This is a genomic window from Allomuricauda sp. R78024, from assembly GCF_044596045.1.
GTDB lineage: Bacteria > Bacteroidota > Bacteroidia > Flavobacteriales > Flavobacteriaceae > Flagellimonas.
In genome coordinates, this window is sequence record NZ_CP138995.1 from 3,775,770 (window position 1) to 3,792,893 (window position 17,124).

Annotated in this window: 16 protein-coding genes; 5 read left to right on the forward strand and 11 right to left on the reverse strand. The window is 37.2% G+C overall.

The window, feature by feature from the left end; translation table 11 throughout:
* Window positions 1-42: 42 nt before the first annotated feature.
* A complete protein-coding gene (locus tag SJY44_RS17070) occupies window positions 43-1,212 on the forward strand; it encodes a VWA domain-containing protein (RefSeq protein ID WP_396590631.1) in 1,170 nt (389 codons plus the stop codon).
* 51 nt (window positions 1,213-1,263) lie between these two features.
* Here SJY44_RS17070 and SJY44_RS17075 read toward each other — a convergent pair whose 3' ends face one another.
* Complete coding sequence (locus SJY44_RS17075) at window positions 1,264-2,259, reverse strand: type IX secretion system membrane protein PorP/SprF (protein WP_298929217.1); 996 nt, start codon at window positions 2,257-2,259, stop codon at window positions 1,264-1,266.
* Between the two features lie 126 nt (window positions 2,260-2,385).
* On the opposite strand from SJY44_RS17075, the gene SJY44_RS17080 reads away from it, so the two are divergent.
* The 4 genes from SJY44_RS17080 to SJY44_RS17095 all read left to right on the forward strand — a co-directional run bounded on the left by SJY44_RS17080 (window position 2,386) and on the right by SJY44_RS17095 (window position 6,610).
* Window positions 2,386-3,282 (forward strand): NifU family protein, encoded by an 897-nt coding sequence (locus tag SJY44_RS17080; RefSeq protein WP_298929220.1) that lies wholly within the window; start codon window positions 2,386-2,388, stop codon window positions 3,280-3,282.
* 69 nt (window positions 3,283-3,351) lie between these two features.
* Window positions 3,352-3,552 (forward strand): dodecin family protein, encoded by a 201-nt coding sequence (locus SJY44_RS17085; RefSeq protein WP_163421476.1) that lies wholly within the window; start codon window positions 3,352-3,354, stop codon window positions 3,550-3,552.
* Between the two features lie 65 nt (window positions 3,553-3,617).
* Window positions 3,618-5,726 carry a thioredoxin domain-containing protein gene (locus SJY44_RS17090; protein ID WP_396590632.1) on the forward strand — a complete coding sequence of 703 codons (2,109 nt, stop codon included), beginning with the start codon at window positions 3,618-3,620 and terminating at the stop codon, window positions 5,724-5,726.
* Window positions 5,727-5,788: 62 nt separating this feature from the next.
* Entirely contained in the window at window positions 5,789-6,610 is an 822-nt protein-coding gene (locus SJY44_RS17095; RefSeq protein WP_396590633.1) for a mechanosensitive ion channel family protein, read from the forward strand.
* Here SJY44_RS17095 and tsaB read toward each other — a convergent pair.
* The 10 genes from tsaB to SJY44_RS17145 all read right to left on the reverse strand — a co-directional run bounded on the left by tsaB (window position 6,607) and on the right by SJY44_RS17145 (window position 17,121).
* Complete coding sequence (gene tsaB / locus SJY44_RS17100) at window positions 6,607-7,284, reverse strand: tRNA (adenosine(37)-N6)-threonylcarbamoyltransferase complex dimerization subunit type 1 TsaB (protein ID WP_396590634.1); 678 nt, start codon at window positions 7,282-7,284, stop codon at window positions 6,607-6,609. The genes SJY44_RS17095 and tsaB overlap by 4 nt on opposite strands.
* A 16-nt stretch (window positions 7,285-7,300) precedes the next feature.
* A complete protein-coding gene (locus SJY44_RS17105; RefSeq protein ID WP_298929243.1) occupies window positions 7,301-8,641 on the reverse strand; it encodes a TolC family protein in 1,341 nt (446 codons plus the stop codon).
* 37 nt (window positions 8,642-8,678) lie between these two features.
* Window positions 8,679-9,794 (reverse strand): efflux RND transporter periplasmic adaptor subunit, encoded by a 1,116-nt coding sequence (locus SJY44_RS17110; protein WP_298929246.1) that lies wholly within the window; start codon window positions 9,792-9,794, stop codon window positions 8,679-8,681.
* Window positions 9,795-9,829: 35 nt separating this feature from the next.
* Complete coding sequence (locus tag SJY44_RS17115) at window positions 9,830-11,086, reverse strand: ABC transporter permease (RefSeq protein WP_396590635.1); 1,257 nt, start codon at window positions 11,084-11,086, stop codon at window positions 9,830-9,832.
* A gap of 2 nt (window positions 11,087-11,088) precedes the next feature.
* A complete protein-coding gene (locus SJY44_RS17120; protein WP_396590636.1) occupies window positions 11,089-12,318 on the reverse strand; it encodes an ABC transporter permease in 1,230 nt (409 codons plus the stop codon).
* Entirely contained in the window at window positions 12,311-13,012 is a 702-nt protein-coding gene (locus SJY44_RS17125; RefSeq protein WP_298929254.1) for an ABC transporter ATP-binding protein, read from the reverse strand. Before SJY44_RS17125 ends, SJY44_RS17120 begins: the two co-directional genes overlap by 8 nt.
* A 97-nt stretch (window positions 13,013-13,109) precedes the next feature.
* On the reverse strand, window positions 13,110-14,222 hold the full coding sequence (locus SJY44_RS17130) for an efflux RND transporter periplasmic adaptor subunit (protein WP_298929256.1): 1,113 nt from the start codon (window positions 14,220-14,222) through the stop codon (window positions 13,110-13,112).
* Window positions 14,223-14,259: 37 nt separating this feature from the next.
* Entirely contained in the window at window positions 14,260-15,519 is a 1,260-nt protein-coding gene (locus SJY44_RS17135) for an ABC transporter permease (protein WP_396590637.1), read from the reverse strand.
* A gap of 23 nt (window positions 15,520-15,542) precedes the next feature.
* A complete protein-coding gene (locus SJY44_RS17140) occupies window positions 15,543-16,787 on the reverse strand; it encodes an ABC transporter permease (RefSeq protein ID WP_396590638.1) in 1,245 nt (414 codons plus the stop codon).
* 121 nt (window positions 16,788-16,908) lie between these two features.
* A complete protein-coding gene (locus tag SJY44_RS17145; protein WP_396590639.1) occupies window positions 16,909-17,121 on the reverse strand; it encodes a hypothetical protein in 213 nt (70 codons plus the stop codon).
* Between the last annotated feature and the right edge of the window lie 3 nt (window positions 17,122-17,124).

Genomic DNA, 17,124 nt, shown 5'->3' on the forward strand with positions numbered 1-17,124 from the left:
AAGATGGAAATACTTTTATCCCATACTTTAAAACATTGAACTATGAAACATTTAAAACATTTATTAGGAATAGCACTTTTTACAATCGCAGCCGGAACAGTGTACGGATGCAATTTAAAACCAAGGGAATATAAAAACACCGCCTTGATAACAAGGTCTATCCCAGACAAACCAGCCAAGCAATATGTAAAGGTTGCATTGTTGTTGGACACTAGTAACAGCATGGATGGCCTTATTAACCAAGCAAAGGCACAACTTTGGGATATAGTTAATGAATTTACCCACGCTAAATGCGGGAATGAGGCCAGACCTTCATTACAAATAGCACTTTATGAATATGGCAATGACGATTTAGCTTCTAATGAAGGCTACATTAGACAGGTAATAGGTTTTAGCAGTGATTTGGATGAAATCTCTGAAAAGTTGTTTTCCTTAACCACCAATGGTGGCGAAGAGTATTGCGGCCAAGTGATTCAAACTTCATTAAAGCAATTGGATTGGGGTAAAAATGCAGACGATCTTAAAATGATTTTTATTGCAGGAAACGAGCCATTCACCCAAGGTAAATTAAACTATAGGGATGCTACATCCAATGCTAAAGAAAAAGACATTATTGTAAACACTATTTTCTGCGGTAATTATGAGCAAGGTATTTCCACCAAATGGAAAAGCGGCGCTACACTAACAGGTGGCGAATACATGGCTATAGACCATAACAAACAAGTTGTTCATATTGACACTCCTTATGATGATATAATCATTCGTCTTAACTCTAAGCTGAACACTACGTATATCTCTTATGGTGCTTTAGGCAGGGAAAAGAAAGCATTACAAGGTATGCAAGACAGCAACGCTGCCGAATTGGAAGAGGCTGTTGTAGTAAAACGTGCAGTGAGTAAAAGCTCTAGGCTCTATAAAAATTCTAAATGGGATTTGGTTGATGCTGTTGAGGACGATGAGTTTGAAGTTTCAGAGCTTAAAGACAAAGATCTACCTGCCGAACTAAAGGGTAAATCTGAAAAAGAGATCAAACAATACGTCCAGGACAAAAAAACGGAGCGTGAAAAAATTCAAAAGCAGATTCAGGAGTTAAATACAAAACGTGAGGCTTATATTGCTAAAAACCAAAAAGAAGAAACAGGAGAATTGGAAAATGCATTGTTATCAGCTATAAAAAATCAAGCTGCAAAGAAAAATTATAAGTGGGATTAAATTATTTAAGTGTGAGAAAAAAGGTGGTCCATCATTTTTGATGGGCCATTTTTAATTATTGGCCGCAGGGCAGTAACAATCGTAACGCTTGCCTTGATCACTCTGACCAAAGTCGTACCCTAAAGTAATTTGATGAAAACCTCCATTATCAAAACGGATATCCCCTGATTGGTAGGAATAGTTATAAGAGAACAAGAACTGGTTTACATTAACTCCAATTATTGGCGTAAACAACTGCAAACGCTGCTCCCCAAAACCGCCATTGGTTTGAAACTGCGCTCCATCAAAACTTCTACGATAAGATAATCCGGCCCAAACTGTACCAAAAGCAACATCTTTGTAAACCTTAGCGTTGAAATCAATAGTTTTTTCCTTGGTAAAATCGGTCATTTGAAATAAAACAGAAGGTTCAATTCTGGTTTTCTTTCCAAAAACATATCCTGCAGAAAGCAAGTATCTTCTCAAATTATCAAATTCGGCTGCCGTGTATAAATCACGACCACTTCCTAAGACATTCAAAACAGCAGCGTGTGCATAAAATTCAAAAATATTATATGATACTCCCAAATCCACATTAAAATAGCTTGTGGTATTTTTTGTTCCTGAAACCACCGGATCTGGTATTATAGATCTAAATTCGGTTTCATCTAAACTGCTTAAAATAACTCCAGCACTAAGTCCAAAGGATATTTGGTTCAATGTTCTAAAATCTCCCGCCAACTGTAAATGATGAGCGTAGGTTGCTTTAAAGCCCGTTTGGGAGTGGTATCCGTTAGAATCATTGAATAAGATGCCGCCAACACCGCTTCGTTCACCTACTCTAAAATTAGCATTCAAGGTCTGTAAACTAGGGGCTTCATCAACATTGAACCATTGCTTCCTAGCAGTAAGACGTATTTTTGCTCCTTCGCTAATACCTGCCATAGATGGATACACCAAATAATAGTTATCTGCTAAGTAGTCAAAATATACAGGTATTCCTTCTTGAGCCTTAGTAGTTAGCCCAAAAACTAGGGTAATGATTAGTAGGATTAAATAGCGTCTCATGTATTGATTATGGGGCTAAAGTTGATATTTAAAGGTAATCAAACATTTAGATAACGATTGAAGCGGTACATTATTATATATTTTACCTCTCATGTTTACTTTGTATTTTTGCATCAAATATTTGCTATGAAAGAATTTAACATCACCGTTGTTGAGACCAACAACCCCAAAATACTAAAATTTGAGTCCAATCAATTCTTGGCAAAGGGCAATCATGAGCTTAAAAACATAGATGAAGCGAAGGATTCCCCATTAGCGCAACAGTTGTTTTATCTTCCATTTGTTAAAACTGTATATATCTCTGGAAACTTTATAGCCCTTGAACGATTTGACATTGTTGAATGGGATGATGTAAAAGATGAAGTTGCGCAGCAATTGGTTGAATATTTAAATGCCGGAGAACCTGTGGTAAATGAAGCAGAAACTCAGAAAAAACAACCTATTACCGTTTACGCAGAAGTTACTCCAAACCCTGCGGTAATGAAGTTTGTTTCTAACAAGAAAATAGTTCCCACAACTTACGAATTCAAAAACATTGATGACGCAAAGGATTCACAATTGGCCAAAGAGCTTTTCCACTTTCCATTTGTAAAAGAGGTATTCTTTGATGAGAACTATGTATCTGTTTCAAAATACGAAGTTGCTGATTGGGAGGAAATCACCATGCAATTACGAGAGTACATTAGAGACTTTTTAGCAGATGGAAAAGAAGTAGTTTCCAGTGAAGCAATTCGGAAATCTAAGGAGACTGCAGAGCAAAGCTTGTCACCAACACAATACGATGATACTTCCCAACAAATCATTGATATATTGGAAGAATATGTAAAGCCAGCAGTTGCCAGTGATGGTGGTAATATACTTTTTCAATCCTACGAGGAAGAAAGTAAAACCGTAAATGTGATTCTACAAGGCGCATGTAGTGGATGTCCATCTTCCACTTTTACCCTAAAAAATGGTATTGAGACCATGTTAAAAAACATGATGGGAGATAAAGTAAATGAGGTGGTTGCACTCAATGGCTGATTTTCAACCTTTCTTACAAATAGTATGGTCAAATTTTCATAACTTGAATTAATTTAAAAAACATTAACCATGGCAGTTTTAAAAGTTATTGAAGTATTGGCAAACTCTGATGAAAGTTGGGAACAAGCAACGAAAAATGCAGTAGCCCATGCTTCCAAATCAGTTAAGAATATCCGTTCTGTTTACCTCAACGAGCAAAGTGCTTCTGTTAAGGATGGTAAAATAGATGAATACAGAGTCAACGTTAAGATCACTTTTGAGGTTAAATAACCAAGGGGTGATAAACAAAAAATGCGCCCATCTCGGGCGCTTTTTTTATGTTCAAAATTGTTTACATGCTTAAAAGAATTACCATTTTATCGGTTTTATTGTCTTTAACCCAAGGTTGCACCCAAAAATCAAATAAAGTGACCCATAAACATACAAATGCTCTGATCCATGAGACCAGTCCATACCTATTGCAGCATGCACATAATCCTGTAAACTGGGAAGCCTGGAGCCCTGAGACATTAGAAAAAGCTAAAAAAGAAGATAAACCCTTACTTATAAGCATTGGTTATGCTGCCTGTCACTGGTGTCATGTGATGGAAAAAGAGTGTTTTGAAGATGAGGAAGTAGCGCAAATGATGAATGAAAATTTCATCAACATAAAAATTGATAGAGAAGAAAGACCAGATGTAGACCAAATCTATATGGATGCAATACAAATGATGTCTGGAAATGGTGGATGGCCTCTTAATATAGTAGCCCTGCCGGATGGAAGGCCGTTCTGGGGTGCTACCTATGTCCCGAAAGACAATTGGGTTAAATCCTTGAAGCAACTTACAGATTTATACAAAAACGATAAATCTAAAATTGTACAATATGCCAGTGATTTAGCAAACGGAATCAATGCCATAAACCTTGTAGAGAACAAAGAAGATTCCGATGCGTATACAATGACGCAGCTTGACACTTCCGTAGAAAAATGGTCAACATATTTTGATAGTTATTTAGGTGGATACAAGCGTGCACCCAAATTTATGATGCCAAATAATTGGGATTTTCTTTTGCATTATGCCACTGCTAATTCCAAACCTGAAATCATGGAACATGTTAATGCCACATTGACCCGTATGGCCTATGGCGGTATTTACGATCATGTTGGCGGGGGGTTCTCTAGATATGCCGTGGATACCAAATGGCATGTACCCCATTTTGAGAAAATGCTATATGACAACGGCCAATTGGCGAGCTTGTATGCCAAGGCCTATGCCGTAACAAAGAATGAACTGTATAAAACCGTTGTTGAACAGACCATAGGTTTTGTTGAAAAAGAACTACTTGACGAAAATGGAGGTTTTTATTCTTCTTTGGATGCTGATAGTTTAGATGAGCATGGTGAGCTGGAAGAAGGAGCCTACTATGTTTGGGTTAAAGATGAACTGTCTCAACTATTGGGAGCAGATTTTGACATCTTCAAAGATTATTACAATATAAATTCTTATGGCCTTTGGGAAAAAGGAAACTATGTTTTAATTCGAGATAAAACAGATGAAGAAATTGCAAAAAAACACGATCTTTCAGTAGCTGTCCTAAAAGAAAAATTGAATAATTCCCTCAAAATATTAAAAGAGAAAAGAACTGAACGCTCCAAACCAAGATTAGATGACAAAATACTTACTTCTTGGAACGGACTAATGTTGAAAGGTTTGGTAGATGCCTATCGTTACTTAGGAAACCCAGATTATCTTGAGTTGGCACTTAAAAATGCACAGTTTCTTGAAAAAGAAATGATTAAAAATGATAATTCTCTTTTTCGCAATCACAAAGAAGGGAGCAGCAGTATTAATGGTTTTTTAGAGGACTACGCAACTGTTATTGAAGCATACCTAGCACTTTATGAAGTTACTTTTGATGAAAAGTGGCTTAATCATTCCAAAAATCTTTTGGACTACGCAAAAGTTCACTTTTTAGACAAGAAATCAGGGATGTTCTTTTTCACTTCTGATCAGGACGAATCCCTTATTAGAAGGAGTATCGAGACTAATGATAATGTCATCTCGGCTTCCAATTCCATAATGGCAAAAAACCTTTTGAAGTTTCATAAATTATATACAGAGGAAGATTACGGAATACTTGCCAAACAAATGGTGAAAAATGTGCAAGCAGATTTTGATGAAAGTGCCCAGGGTTATGCAAACTGGATGCATTTGGTACTTTATGAAAATCAAAACTTTCATGAGATAGCCGTTGTGGGGGAAAATTATAAGACTCTAGCAAAGGAATTGAGTAGTCATTATCTCCCTAATAGCATTTTAGTAGGTTCAGAAAAAGAGGGTGGTATTGACCTATTGAAAAACAGGTATAATGAAGGAGAAACTTTAGTCTATGTATGTATAGAAGGGGCTTGTAAGCTCCCAGTTACTTCCACCGAAGAAGTCCTGAATCAATTAAAAAATTAATTAAAATCATTTCCTTCTGGACAAAAGCATCTTAACTTTGCTTTGTTTTATATAAAACAGTTATGGAAGAGCTTCAAAATTTTGAACAACATCTAGAGAAAGCCATTGAATGGTTTTGGGATTTTATGCCCAATCTCATCTTGGCAATTGTTATTCTTTTAGGCGGGTTATGGATTATACGTTTTATTAATCGTTTGGTTCGCAAATTTTTTGAACGTAAAGATTACGACCTTACTCTAGAGAGTTTTTTACAGAGCTTTATAAGTATTGCCCTTAAAGTTCTTCTTTTTACCATAGTTGTGACCCAACTAGGAGTAAAATCATCTTCTCTTGTTGCCATGGTTGGAGCAGCTGGTTTGGCCATTGGTTTGGCGCTGCAAGGTTCTTTGGCCAATTTTGCTGGAGGTGTATTGATACTTCTTTTTAAACCCTTTAAAGTGGGGGATTTTATTTCTGCACAAGGAATAGACGGCAGCGTAAAACAAATCACCATTTTTAGCACCAAATTGAACACCTTTGGCAATCAAGTAGCCATTATACCAAACGGACAACTTTCTAACGGAAGTATCGTGAATTATAATATGGAAGATACCCGAAGGGATAAGTTTGATGTTGGAATTGGTTATGGTTCCAATATAAAACAGGCCAAAGAAATTTTATTGCAGATTTGTGCCGAGCATTCAGATATATTAAAAGAACCTGTACCTGAGGTATATGTTGGCGATTTGGCAGATAGTTCGGTAAATCTCACTCTTCGTTTTTGGGCAAAGAATGAAGTTTTCTGGCCAGCGCACTTTCATGTAATTGAAGAAACCAAACATCGTTTTGATCAGGCCGGAATTGAGATTCCATTCCCACAGAGAGTCGTACATGATGTAGACTAAGAGTTCTTCTTACCCTGAAGAACAAAATCCTTAAGGTAATAGGGCTCAAAATAAGCTACATCTTCAAAAGTGCCTTCCTGAAATTTTCGGAAAGCAATTCTTGCCATTTCCCTGGCGGACGGAACCACAGATGTATTGAATACAAAATTGGAATGTTGTAAGGTTTCCATACATTTTTCCGCACCACTGCCAACAAAATGAACCTTAGGATAAGAACCAAACTCTTTGAACGAATTCTCATCAATAACCTCTGCCCTAGTATCACGAACTTCTTGATAAACCGAATTGTACACTGAGGAATACACTTCCATCCGTCTTGCATCCAGTACAGGAATGATCACTTCTCCTTCAGATGCTTTGATCTGATTGGCCATACTCTCTAAAGTAGGAATTGAAATCAAAGGTAAGTCCAAGGAAAAACACAACCCTTTGGCTGCAGAAACGCCAATACGCAGTCCAGTATATGAACCTGGACCTTTACTAACTGCAATAGCATCCAAATCTGAAAAAGAGAAAGAAGCCTCTTCCAAGGCTTCTTTTATAAAAACATGCAGTTGTTCTGAATGCGAATAATTTACAGCATTGTTCTCCTTAAGACAAATGATATCATTTCCCTCTGAAATACTGACTGAACAATTGGTCGTTGCTGTTTCTAAATTTAGTATTCTGGCCATGGCGGCCACAAAGATACTAGTTTAAAGAAATTGGAATGCCAAAGTAGAACTCCAAAATCTTCAATCGGAAAATATAATCGTATTTAGTACGAATTACAGTTGCTTCGGCATCATCTACCCTTGACTGCGCTTGGCTAAAATCAAAAGCGTTCATTAAACCAACATTAAAACGTTCTTTAGCATAATCATAGGCCAATCTTCTAGCTTCCATCGTCTTCACGGCAGCGTCATATGCCTTGCTAAAAGTAGTGACGTCTACATAGGCCTGTTGAATGTTTGTTTCTAAATCCAATTTATCCTGTTCCAATTGAAGCTTAGCTCTTTCTAAATCGATTTTTGCTCGTTTTACACCATTACGTGTACTCCAACCATTAAAGAAAGGCACATTAAGTTGAAATCCATACGAAAGACCATCAAATCTGTATAACTGCTCTGTAAATGGTATTATAGTTAAATCCTGAGCAGAAACTAAGTTCTGATCACTATATCTAGTGTTATAGTTTATAAAGGCATTTAATGTAGGGTAAAGAGCACCCTTTGCAATTTCAATGTCTTTTTCAGCAAGCTCAACATTTGATTTTGAAAACTTAATATCATTTCTAAAGCCCAATGCCTTGTCAAAAATTACTTTAGCGGAATTGTTCAAAATATCCGAAGGAGGAATTTCGAAAGACTCATCAGCAATGTCAAAATTTTCATAATCCGTTATTTGCAATAATTGGGCTAGATTAATTCTTGAAATCAACACCAAGCCTTCTCCATTAACAATTTGTTGTTCTTGAGAAGCTGCTGTGGCCTCAATTTCCAAAAGATCACCTCTTGGAGAAACTCCTGACTCTACCAATTCCTTAGTTCTTTTTAAATCTTGCTCTGTAACAGCAAACTGAGCTTCTGAAACTTTGAGCGCCTCTTTGTTAGATAGCACTTGCAAGTAAGCGTTTGCCACATTAAGACGAATATCATCTTTTAAATCATCTAAACGGTATTGACTTGCAATTGCATTCATTTTAGCCCTAGTTAGATTTTTGAAATTCCTAAGGCCATCAAATAAAGTTAATGAAGAGGTCAGGTTGCCTGTAAAATTAAGTTGGCTGTTTACTGGCTCTTGAGACGTAGGGTTAAAAGATAGACCTAGATTTTCAGTAAGACGAGCATCTCCATTAAGGTTAGGTATTAAGTTACCTAAAGCATCCCTTTCTTCAATTTGAACAGTTTCCAAATCCAGTTCAAACTGTTCAATCGTTAAATTGTTGTCAATAGCAAAAGTGACACACTCTTGCAATGTCCATTTTTTCATTTGTGCATTGGTGATGAACATAGCACAAATTATCATGAATAATGTGATTCTAAATTTCATTCGTTTATTGATTTTTTGATTGATATAATTGGTTGGTTTATTGATCATCGGAATCATCCTTCTTCTCCAATTTGTTCCATACTTTAATTTTTGCTCCTTCCTCAAGTCCTGAAACCACTTCTACATCTATTCCATCACTAACGCCCAATTCCAACTCTTTACGCTCGAATTCATTCTCGCTTATTTCAATTTCAACAAATGGTTTTTCAGTTTCTTTATCAAATTGCAACAGGGCTTCTTTAAGTGTTAGCACATCCTTTTTTTCTTCTAGTACAATTGATGCGTTGGCACTATATCCAGCTCTGACATATATGCTATCGTTAACTACTAAATCACCTTCAATTTTAAACTGTACAGCACCTTCTGTCTCAACTCCTTTTGGAGCAATGAATTTAAGTTTGGCATTAAACTTGTTTTTTTCCAACGCTCCAAGACTAATCTCCAAAGGCATTCCAATATTCAACTTACCAACTTCTGCTTCATCAACTTCACCTTCAAAAATCATTTTGGACATATCGGCTATAGTGGCAATTGTAGTACCATCATTGAAGTTATTACTTTGGATTACCTGATCACCTTCTTTAACAGGGATTTCTAGAACTGTACCGGATACTGTTGCTCTAATATTGGTGTTTGCGCTTGATGACCCACCTGCTGAACCCTTACGTATAATTTGATAATCTGCACGGGCATTTTTTAATTCTTGTTGGGCTTGATCATAAGTCAACTGTTGGGTATTAAAGTCTTGGCTGGCAATAACACCTTTATCAAACAAAGCTTTGTTTCTGTTATACTCGATTTTTGCATTGTTCAAAGCCAGTTCTGCATTGCGAACTCGACCTGCTGCTTGGTTTAATGATTGTTCATTGGGAACAACTTTTATGGAAGCAATCAAATCTCCAGCTTTAACCTCAACACCTTCTTCCAGATATATATTATCTATAATTCCGGAGATTTGTGGTTTAATATTGATTTCATCCTCTGGAATTACTTTACCCGTTACAATTACTTTGTTTACAATGTCCTTTTTTTCTAAAGACTCTGTTTTATATAATTGGGCCGGAGTACTGTTTTGCTTTAGGAAATACACTACTGCATATAAAATTCCAAGAGTCAGAACTCCTATTATGCCGTACTTTACATACTTATTCATTATAGCTTATTTGATTGTTATCTAATTATTTTTGGTTATTCTTCTCGTAATGCTTCTATGGGCCTAACTTTCACTGCTTTATTTGCCGGAATCAATCCTATCAATACACTAAGACTCACCATCAATAGGAATGAGATTCCAAATTGTGGTATGCTTACCATAGGATTAACAAATGGAAAATCTTCACCACTGCCCCATAAAGAGTTTAAAATTGCCAGGATGCCTACTGAAATAGCAAATCCTATGAGTCCAGCAAAAGCTGTTAAAACAATAGCTTCTACTACAATTTGACGCTTAACGGTCCTTGGAGTAGCACCCAATGCTCTACGCACCCCAATTTCCTTGGTGCGTTCCTTCACTGTGATCAATAGAATATTACTAATGGCAATAACTCCAGCCAATAAGGTAAATATGCCCACAAAGAAGGAAAACCCTTTGAGAACTCCCGTAAATGCTGAGATGTTGTTGAAGATTTCAGACATATCAAAACTACCTATGGCCCTTTCATCATCTGGATGTATATCGTATTTCGTCTTTAGTATCTTCTTTATTTTATTTTCTACTACAGGAACCTTTGTATTTGGTTCTACCGCAATGGCCATCCATCCCATTCGGTCTCCTGTATTAAATGCTTTTTGAAAAGTGGTGAATGGAATAAAAACCGCATTTTCGCCATCAATATTTATATTATTGTTTGGCTTGTAAACTCCCACCACAGTAAAGAACACCCCATTGATTCGGATATCTTTGCCTACGGCATTTTCGCTTTTATCAAATAGTAATTTGTAGGTTTCCTCTCCTATTACACATATTTTTTTGGAATCTGCTATATCTGTTTTGTTCAAAAACCTGCCCTCAACAAGTTTCTTTTTGGTAATGTTATCAATTTCAGGGTAATCCCCATACACAGATGAGCCGCTTGTTCTCCCTTCTCTATAAACAGTAACTGTTTCTCTATGGCTTCCTAGTTCTATTCTGGGTGCCAATACTTCAATCTCAGGTATTTGTTTTTTCAGAATTTCGGCATCTTCAATCTTATAGCGTATTCTTCTACCTCTTTCAAAACCCTTATAAGGTTCAGAAGTAGATTGTCCCCAAACAAATAGACTGTTTGAAGCAGTACCTGCAAAAACTTTATCAAAACCATTGCTCATTCCATTGGCGGAACCTAGCAGCAATATCAAAATAATCATCGCGAAGATGACTCCCAGCATCGTTAAAAATGTGCGGAACATATTCTTTCCCAGCGTATGGAAAATCTCTACCCATAAATCTTTATCGAACAACCACATAGTTACTTATCGCTTAATGCTACAATTGGTTTAACATTTGCTGCTTTAATTGCAGGTATTAAACCCGCCAAAACTCCTGCCACAATTAAAATGATTGTCGCTGTAATAACCGTGGACAGACTAACTGAAGGGTTACTAAATGCCGGGGTATTTATGTTAGGGCCTATCAGGGATAAAATTATCCAAGCGAAAATTAAACCGATAAAACCAGATAGCGTTGTAATAAATGTTGATTCTAAAAGCACTAAATTGATTATCTGTTTAGGCATGGCTCCCAAAGCTTTTCTCACCCCTATTTCCTTTGTTCTTTCTTTTATGGTAAAAACCATAATGTTACCAATGCCCACTATTCCTGCTATCAATATTAAAAAGCCTACGCCAATGCTTATAGTACTCAATACCGCCGAAAAACTGCTAATATCATTAAATGCTTCTGCATAGTTCCAAACATTTATTCCCGCTTGGTCTTCTGGCGAAATCTTGTGCCTCCTTTTCATAATATCCTCCAGGCGCCTAGAAAATTCAAGTGCCTTGGGTAAATCATATGAAGGATTATAGGTAAGGGCTATGGCACTAATATTATTGGTGTTTCCATAAATTCTCTGAAAAGTGCCGATAGGAGCATATATTCTTCTTTCAGCATTATCATCTCCTTCATCTATAAAAACCCCCACAATCCTGAAGAGTGATCCATTGAATTCAACAAACTTACCTACTGGATCTTCTTTTTTAAATAAGTCTTCTGCAACCTTTCTACCAATGACGGCTACTTTTGATTTGTTTGTGAGATCCGCTTCATTAAAATATCTTCCATTGATCACTATAGTCTTTTCAATCATCTGAAACTCTGGATGCACTGCCTGTATTGGATATGATCCTGTTTCACTTTTATATCTGGCAGATGTGCGGCTATAGTATCTAGCGCTTAAGTATTCAATATCATCAGGGAAACTTCGTCTAATGTATTCAACATCGTCATTCTTAAATTGGATACGACGACCAGCTTCAAATCCTGCATATGCTTTCGCCGTTGTTCCAGGTCTTATAAAAATAGAGTTGGTGGCATCGTCATTAAACTGATTGGTGAAACCGTTTTGCATGCCATTAACAGAAGCTAACAGCATCACCAGAATAAAGATTGCCCAACCCACGGAAAAACCCGTCAAAAAGGTCCTAAGCTTATTATTCCTAAGCGTATGAAATATCTCTTGCCAAATATCCCTATCAAACATATTGTTCCGCCCTAACTTGTTTTATCTTTTTATCCTCAACAATAACCCCATCTTTTAGGTGCACTATTCTCTTGCACATGTGGGCAATATCTTCTTCATGCGTGACCACTAAAATGGTGTTGCCTTCATCATTTATCTTTTGGATCAAATCCATAACCTCGTACGATGTTGTACTATCCAATGCTCCTGTTGGTTCATCTGCCAACAGCACTTTAGGCTCTGCGGCCATGGCCCTAGCAATGGCAACCCTTTGTTTTTGACCACCAGATAACTCACTTGGTAAATGTGTGGCCCATTCTTTTAGACCAACTCTATCCAAATAATTCAATGCTTTCTCTTGGCGTTCTTTTCTTGCTACCTTTTGATAGTATAACGGCAGTGCCACATTTTCCAAAGCAGATTTATAATTAATAAGGTTAAATGATTGAAAAACAAAGCCCAAAAATTTGTTCCGATATTGAGCCGCCTTTGTCTCGGTCAAGTCTTTGATGGGAACACCATCTAAAATATATTCACCGCTATCCGCACCATCCAGCATGCCCAAAATATTGAGCAAGGTGGATTTTCCTGATCCTGAAGACCCCATAATGGCCACAAGTTCTCCTGCTTCCGCCGTAAAATTAATTCCCTTTAAAACATGAAGAGAATTGCTCCCCATTTTATAGGATTTGTGAAGATCTTTGATTTCTATCATGATTGGTGATGTTAGCTATCTGGCATGTTAACTCCTGTAATAAGACTTACAAGTTGTTAAAATGTTACAAGATTAATTGAAATTTTATGTTAAATGATTAATTCGCGTTTTCTTCCTCTTCGATTGCATTCCAGACTTTAATCTTATCATCTGCGTTGAGGCCTGATTTTACCTCTACAAAAATGCCATCGCTTATCCCTAATTCTATATCCTTACGCTCAAATTGTTGTTCTGAAGTTTCAATTTCTACAAAGGGTTTCTTGGTTTCATCATCAAATTGAACTAGCGCCTCTTTTAGAGCTAAAACACTATCCGCACGAGCCAAAATAATGGAAGCATTAGCACTTAGACCTGCCCGTATAAAGACAGTATCTTGTTTGTTTAATGTTCCTTTGATTTCAAACTGTATGGCGCCATTCTCTTCTTTTCCTTTTGGTGCTATATAATCCAACACCGCATTAAAAACCTGGTCCTCAATAGCTCCCACTGTGATTTCCAATGGTAAATTCTCTTTGATCTTCCCTACTTCAGACTCATCAACTTTACCTTCAAAAATCATTTTTTCCACATCTGCAATGGCAGCAATGGTAGTTCCCTCGTTAAAGTTATTGCTTTCAATAACCTGATTTCCTACCTCAACAGGAACTTCTAGTACCATACCGCTTACGGTAGCTCGTATTAATGTATTGGCAGCGTTTCTGAAACCACTTGTGGTTCCAGTGTTTACAATATCAAAACGTTTGTTCGCCGCTCTATAAGATTGTTTTGCCTGATCGTTAGTAACCTGGGCACGTTCTAAATCCGCTTTAGAAATTACCCCTTTATTGAAAAGCGTTAACTGACGCTCATAGTTTCTTTTTTGATCATCTAAATTGATTCTAGCTTCATCAATATTGTTTCTTGCATCGTTTAGTGCATTTAGATTGGGCACAACTTTTATCTTGGCCAATAAATCGCCAGATTTTACATAGTCTCCACCCTCCACATAAATTTCTTCTATAACGCCAGAAATATTTGGCTTAATCAACACTTCTTCCAAAGGAAGTATGCTTCCTGTTGCAATTGCTTTTCTAACAATGTTCTGTTTAGAAAGCTTTTCTGTCTCGTATACTATTGGATTTTCAGCGTTCTTTTGATATAAATAATACATTGAGCCACCGAAAACTATCACGATGAGCAACAGGATGATAATGGTTACTGATTTTTTCATTTTACTTGATGTGGTTATTTTGATTGATTTTATTTTTTCATTCTGTTCTTAACGCTTCTATTGGGCGCACGCGAATAGCACTTTGGGCAGGGATAAATCCTGCTAAAAGCCCTGAGACCATTAATATCATAAGGGCGCCACTTACAACTCCTACACTAACACTTGGATTGACAAACATGTCCACTGGACCAACACTATCCAGCAAGGAGTTAATTCCATATATGACAAGAGCGCCAAAAATAATTCCTATCATTCCAGAAATAATTGTCAGGAAAATAGATTCCATTAATATTTGCTTCTTAATAGATACCGGTGCCTCACCTAAAGCCCTGCGAATCCCAATTTCTTTCGTTCTTTCCTTTACCACGATCAGCATAATATTGCTTACTCCGATAATACCAGAAAGAAGTACCATAATCCCAACTAGATATGCAATGGCTTTCAGGCCAAAAAACAAACTTTCTACTCGATTAAACTCTTCGTACAGGTCAAAATACCCTATTGCCCGGTTATCTTCTGGGTGCACTTTATGCCTTTCACGCATTACATTGATAATGCCTTCTTTAAGTTGGGAAATAGAGCTCCCGTCATGTGCTGTGATAGCCATCCAACCTACATCTTCTCCTCTATTGAAGGCTTGTGAAAAAGAAGTAAAAGGCACAAAAATTTCTTTTTGTGCTTCCTCTCCATCGCCATCATTACTATTCTTCTTGTAAGTTCCGATGACCATAAAATTTACTCCTTGAATCTTTATATAAGTTCCTAGTACTTCTTCTCCTTTTTCATACAGCTCTGACTTAACTCCTTGACCAATGATCGCCACTTTTCTTTTTTGCTGGATATCGTTATGGTTTAAAAAACGCCCAGAAGTAACCGTCATAGGGTCTTGGTTAATGATTTGTGGATAATCTCCATAAACATTATATGCGCCAACCCGTATTCCTCTAATTACATTTCCACCTCCCCTAAAGCCTCCCAATTGGTTTCTTGGTGAGATAAATTTAAGATTGGGCACATTGTCCTCTATTGCCTGTACATCGTCTACTTTAAACTCAAAACTTCTTCCCTTTGGCAAGCCTTCAAATGCCTTTGTAGTGCTTCGGGTCCACATGAACATGGTATTTGTTGCAATGTCCCCAAAATCTTTTCGTATTCCGTTTTCAAAACCTTTTCCGGCAGCTAGCAATACTATTAGGATGAAAATTCCCCAACAAACGCCAAAGGCAGTCAATATAGTTCTACCAACATTGCTGGTAAGAACCTCCAAAATTTCTTTCCATCTGTCTCTATTGAACATCACTTCTATTTTGAAAGAATATCTTACTCATCTCTTAACGATTCTATTACCTGCACTTTGGCAGCCCTCCAGGCTGGAACAAACCCAGCAAGGGTCCCTGCTAAAATGAGCACCATTACGGTGGAAAATGCAACATTGAAATTGACTGAAGGGTTAACTATATAATCTATTTCAACATGTGGCCCAACAACTTCAAGCAAGGTCATACTAAAAATAAGTCCGGCAAACCCTGAAATTGCAGTTACAAAAATAGATTCATGCAAAATCATCCCAACAATGGACCAAGGTTTAGCGCCAAGAGCCTTTCTAATGCCAATTTCCCTTGTTCGCTCTTTTACCACTATCAACATAATATTGCTCACTCCAACCACGCCAGCTATGATGGTACAAACACCAACAAACCAGAAAAAAAGTTTCATATTTCCAGTAATACCATAGTACCGTTTGGCCTCTTCCATTGCGCTCCAAACCCTTACACCTGCATCATCTTGAGGCGCAACTATGTGTTCTTCTTTAAGGTAGTTTCTTAAGTTATCCTTGAAGCTTATTGCTTGTGCAACTGCCTCTTCAAAATTTTCTACTGGGGGAAGTGTATATGACAATGTATTGAGTTTGTCATCGCCAATAAAAACTCGTTGGGCCGTTGTTATAGGAATATAGATCCTTTCCTCTTCTCTTTCATTTTGTTCATTGAACACCCCAATAATTGTAAATCTAATTCCAGAAATATCGATTGATTCACCCACAGGAGTATCAACTTTGCTAAAGACATCTTCTTTGATTTTTTTTCCAATGATCGCCACTTTTCCCAGCGAAACCTCATCCTTGTAATTTATGAATCGCCCTTCTGCTGTGCTAAAGCCTTCAATAAACTGGAATTCTGAAGAAACACCCTGTATGCTATAGACCAAAGCTTCATTTCCATAGACTATGTTTACATCTCGGACAAAAACTCTTGGGGATTCATATTCTATTTTTTCTTTGAACAAACGACCTGCCATTTCATAATCGTTGTTCTTAAATCGAATTCTTCTTCCTGGGTTTAGGCCTTTGTGCTCTTTTGAAGTTACTCCAGGCCATGCCCATATACTTGTAGTGGCATCTTGTTTGAACTCTTTTTCAATACCGTTTTGCATTCCTTGGCCAAAACCCAATAAAATAACGAGAATAAAAATACCAGAGGCCACGGATAGCCCGGTAAGAAAAGTGCGTAATTTGTTCTTACGGATGGTGTCAAATATTTCTTGCCACCTTTCAATGTCGAACATAGTGGTTGGTGTTTGATGATTGATGATTGATGAAATACGCGAACGTACTTCAATAAGACATAATCTACATCATATTGTTACACTTCACCGTTAAAAAAAATGTTAAAATTTTAAAAACACCTTAGTTGCGCATCTTTTTGTAGATAAAATAGAACAGCCCGGCCACCAAGATGTAAGGAATTGCCATTAGGTAAACAATGCCGTTGTTAATTCCCTCCGCAGTTTTTCCATCCGCTTCGCTTTCCACAACTGCTCTACACATAGCACATTGCGCATCAAGTGTCTGTGGAAGGGCTAATACGAGAATAAACAGTATGGCAAATCTAAACTTCATGTG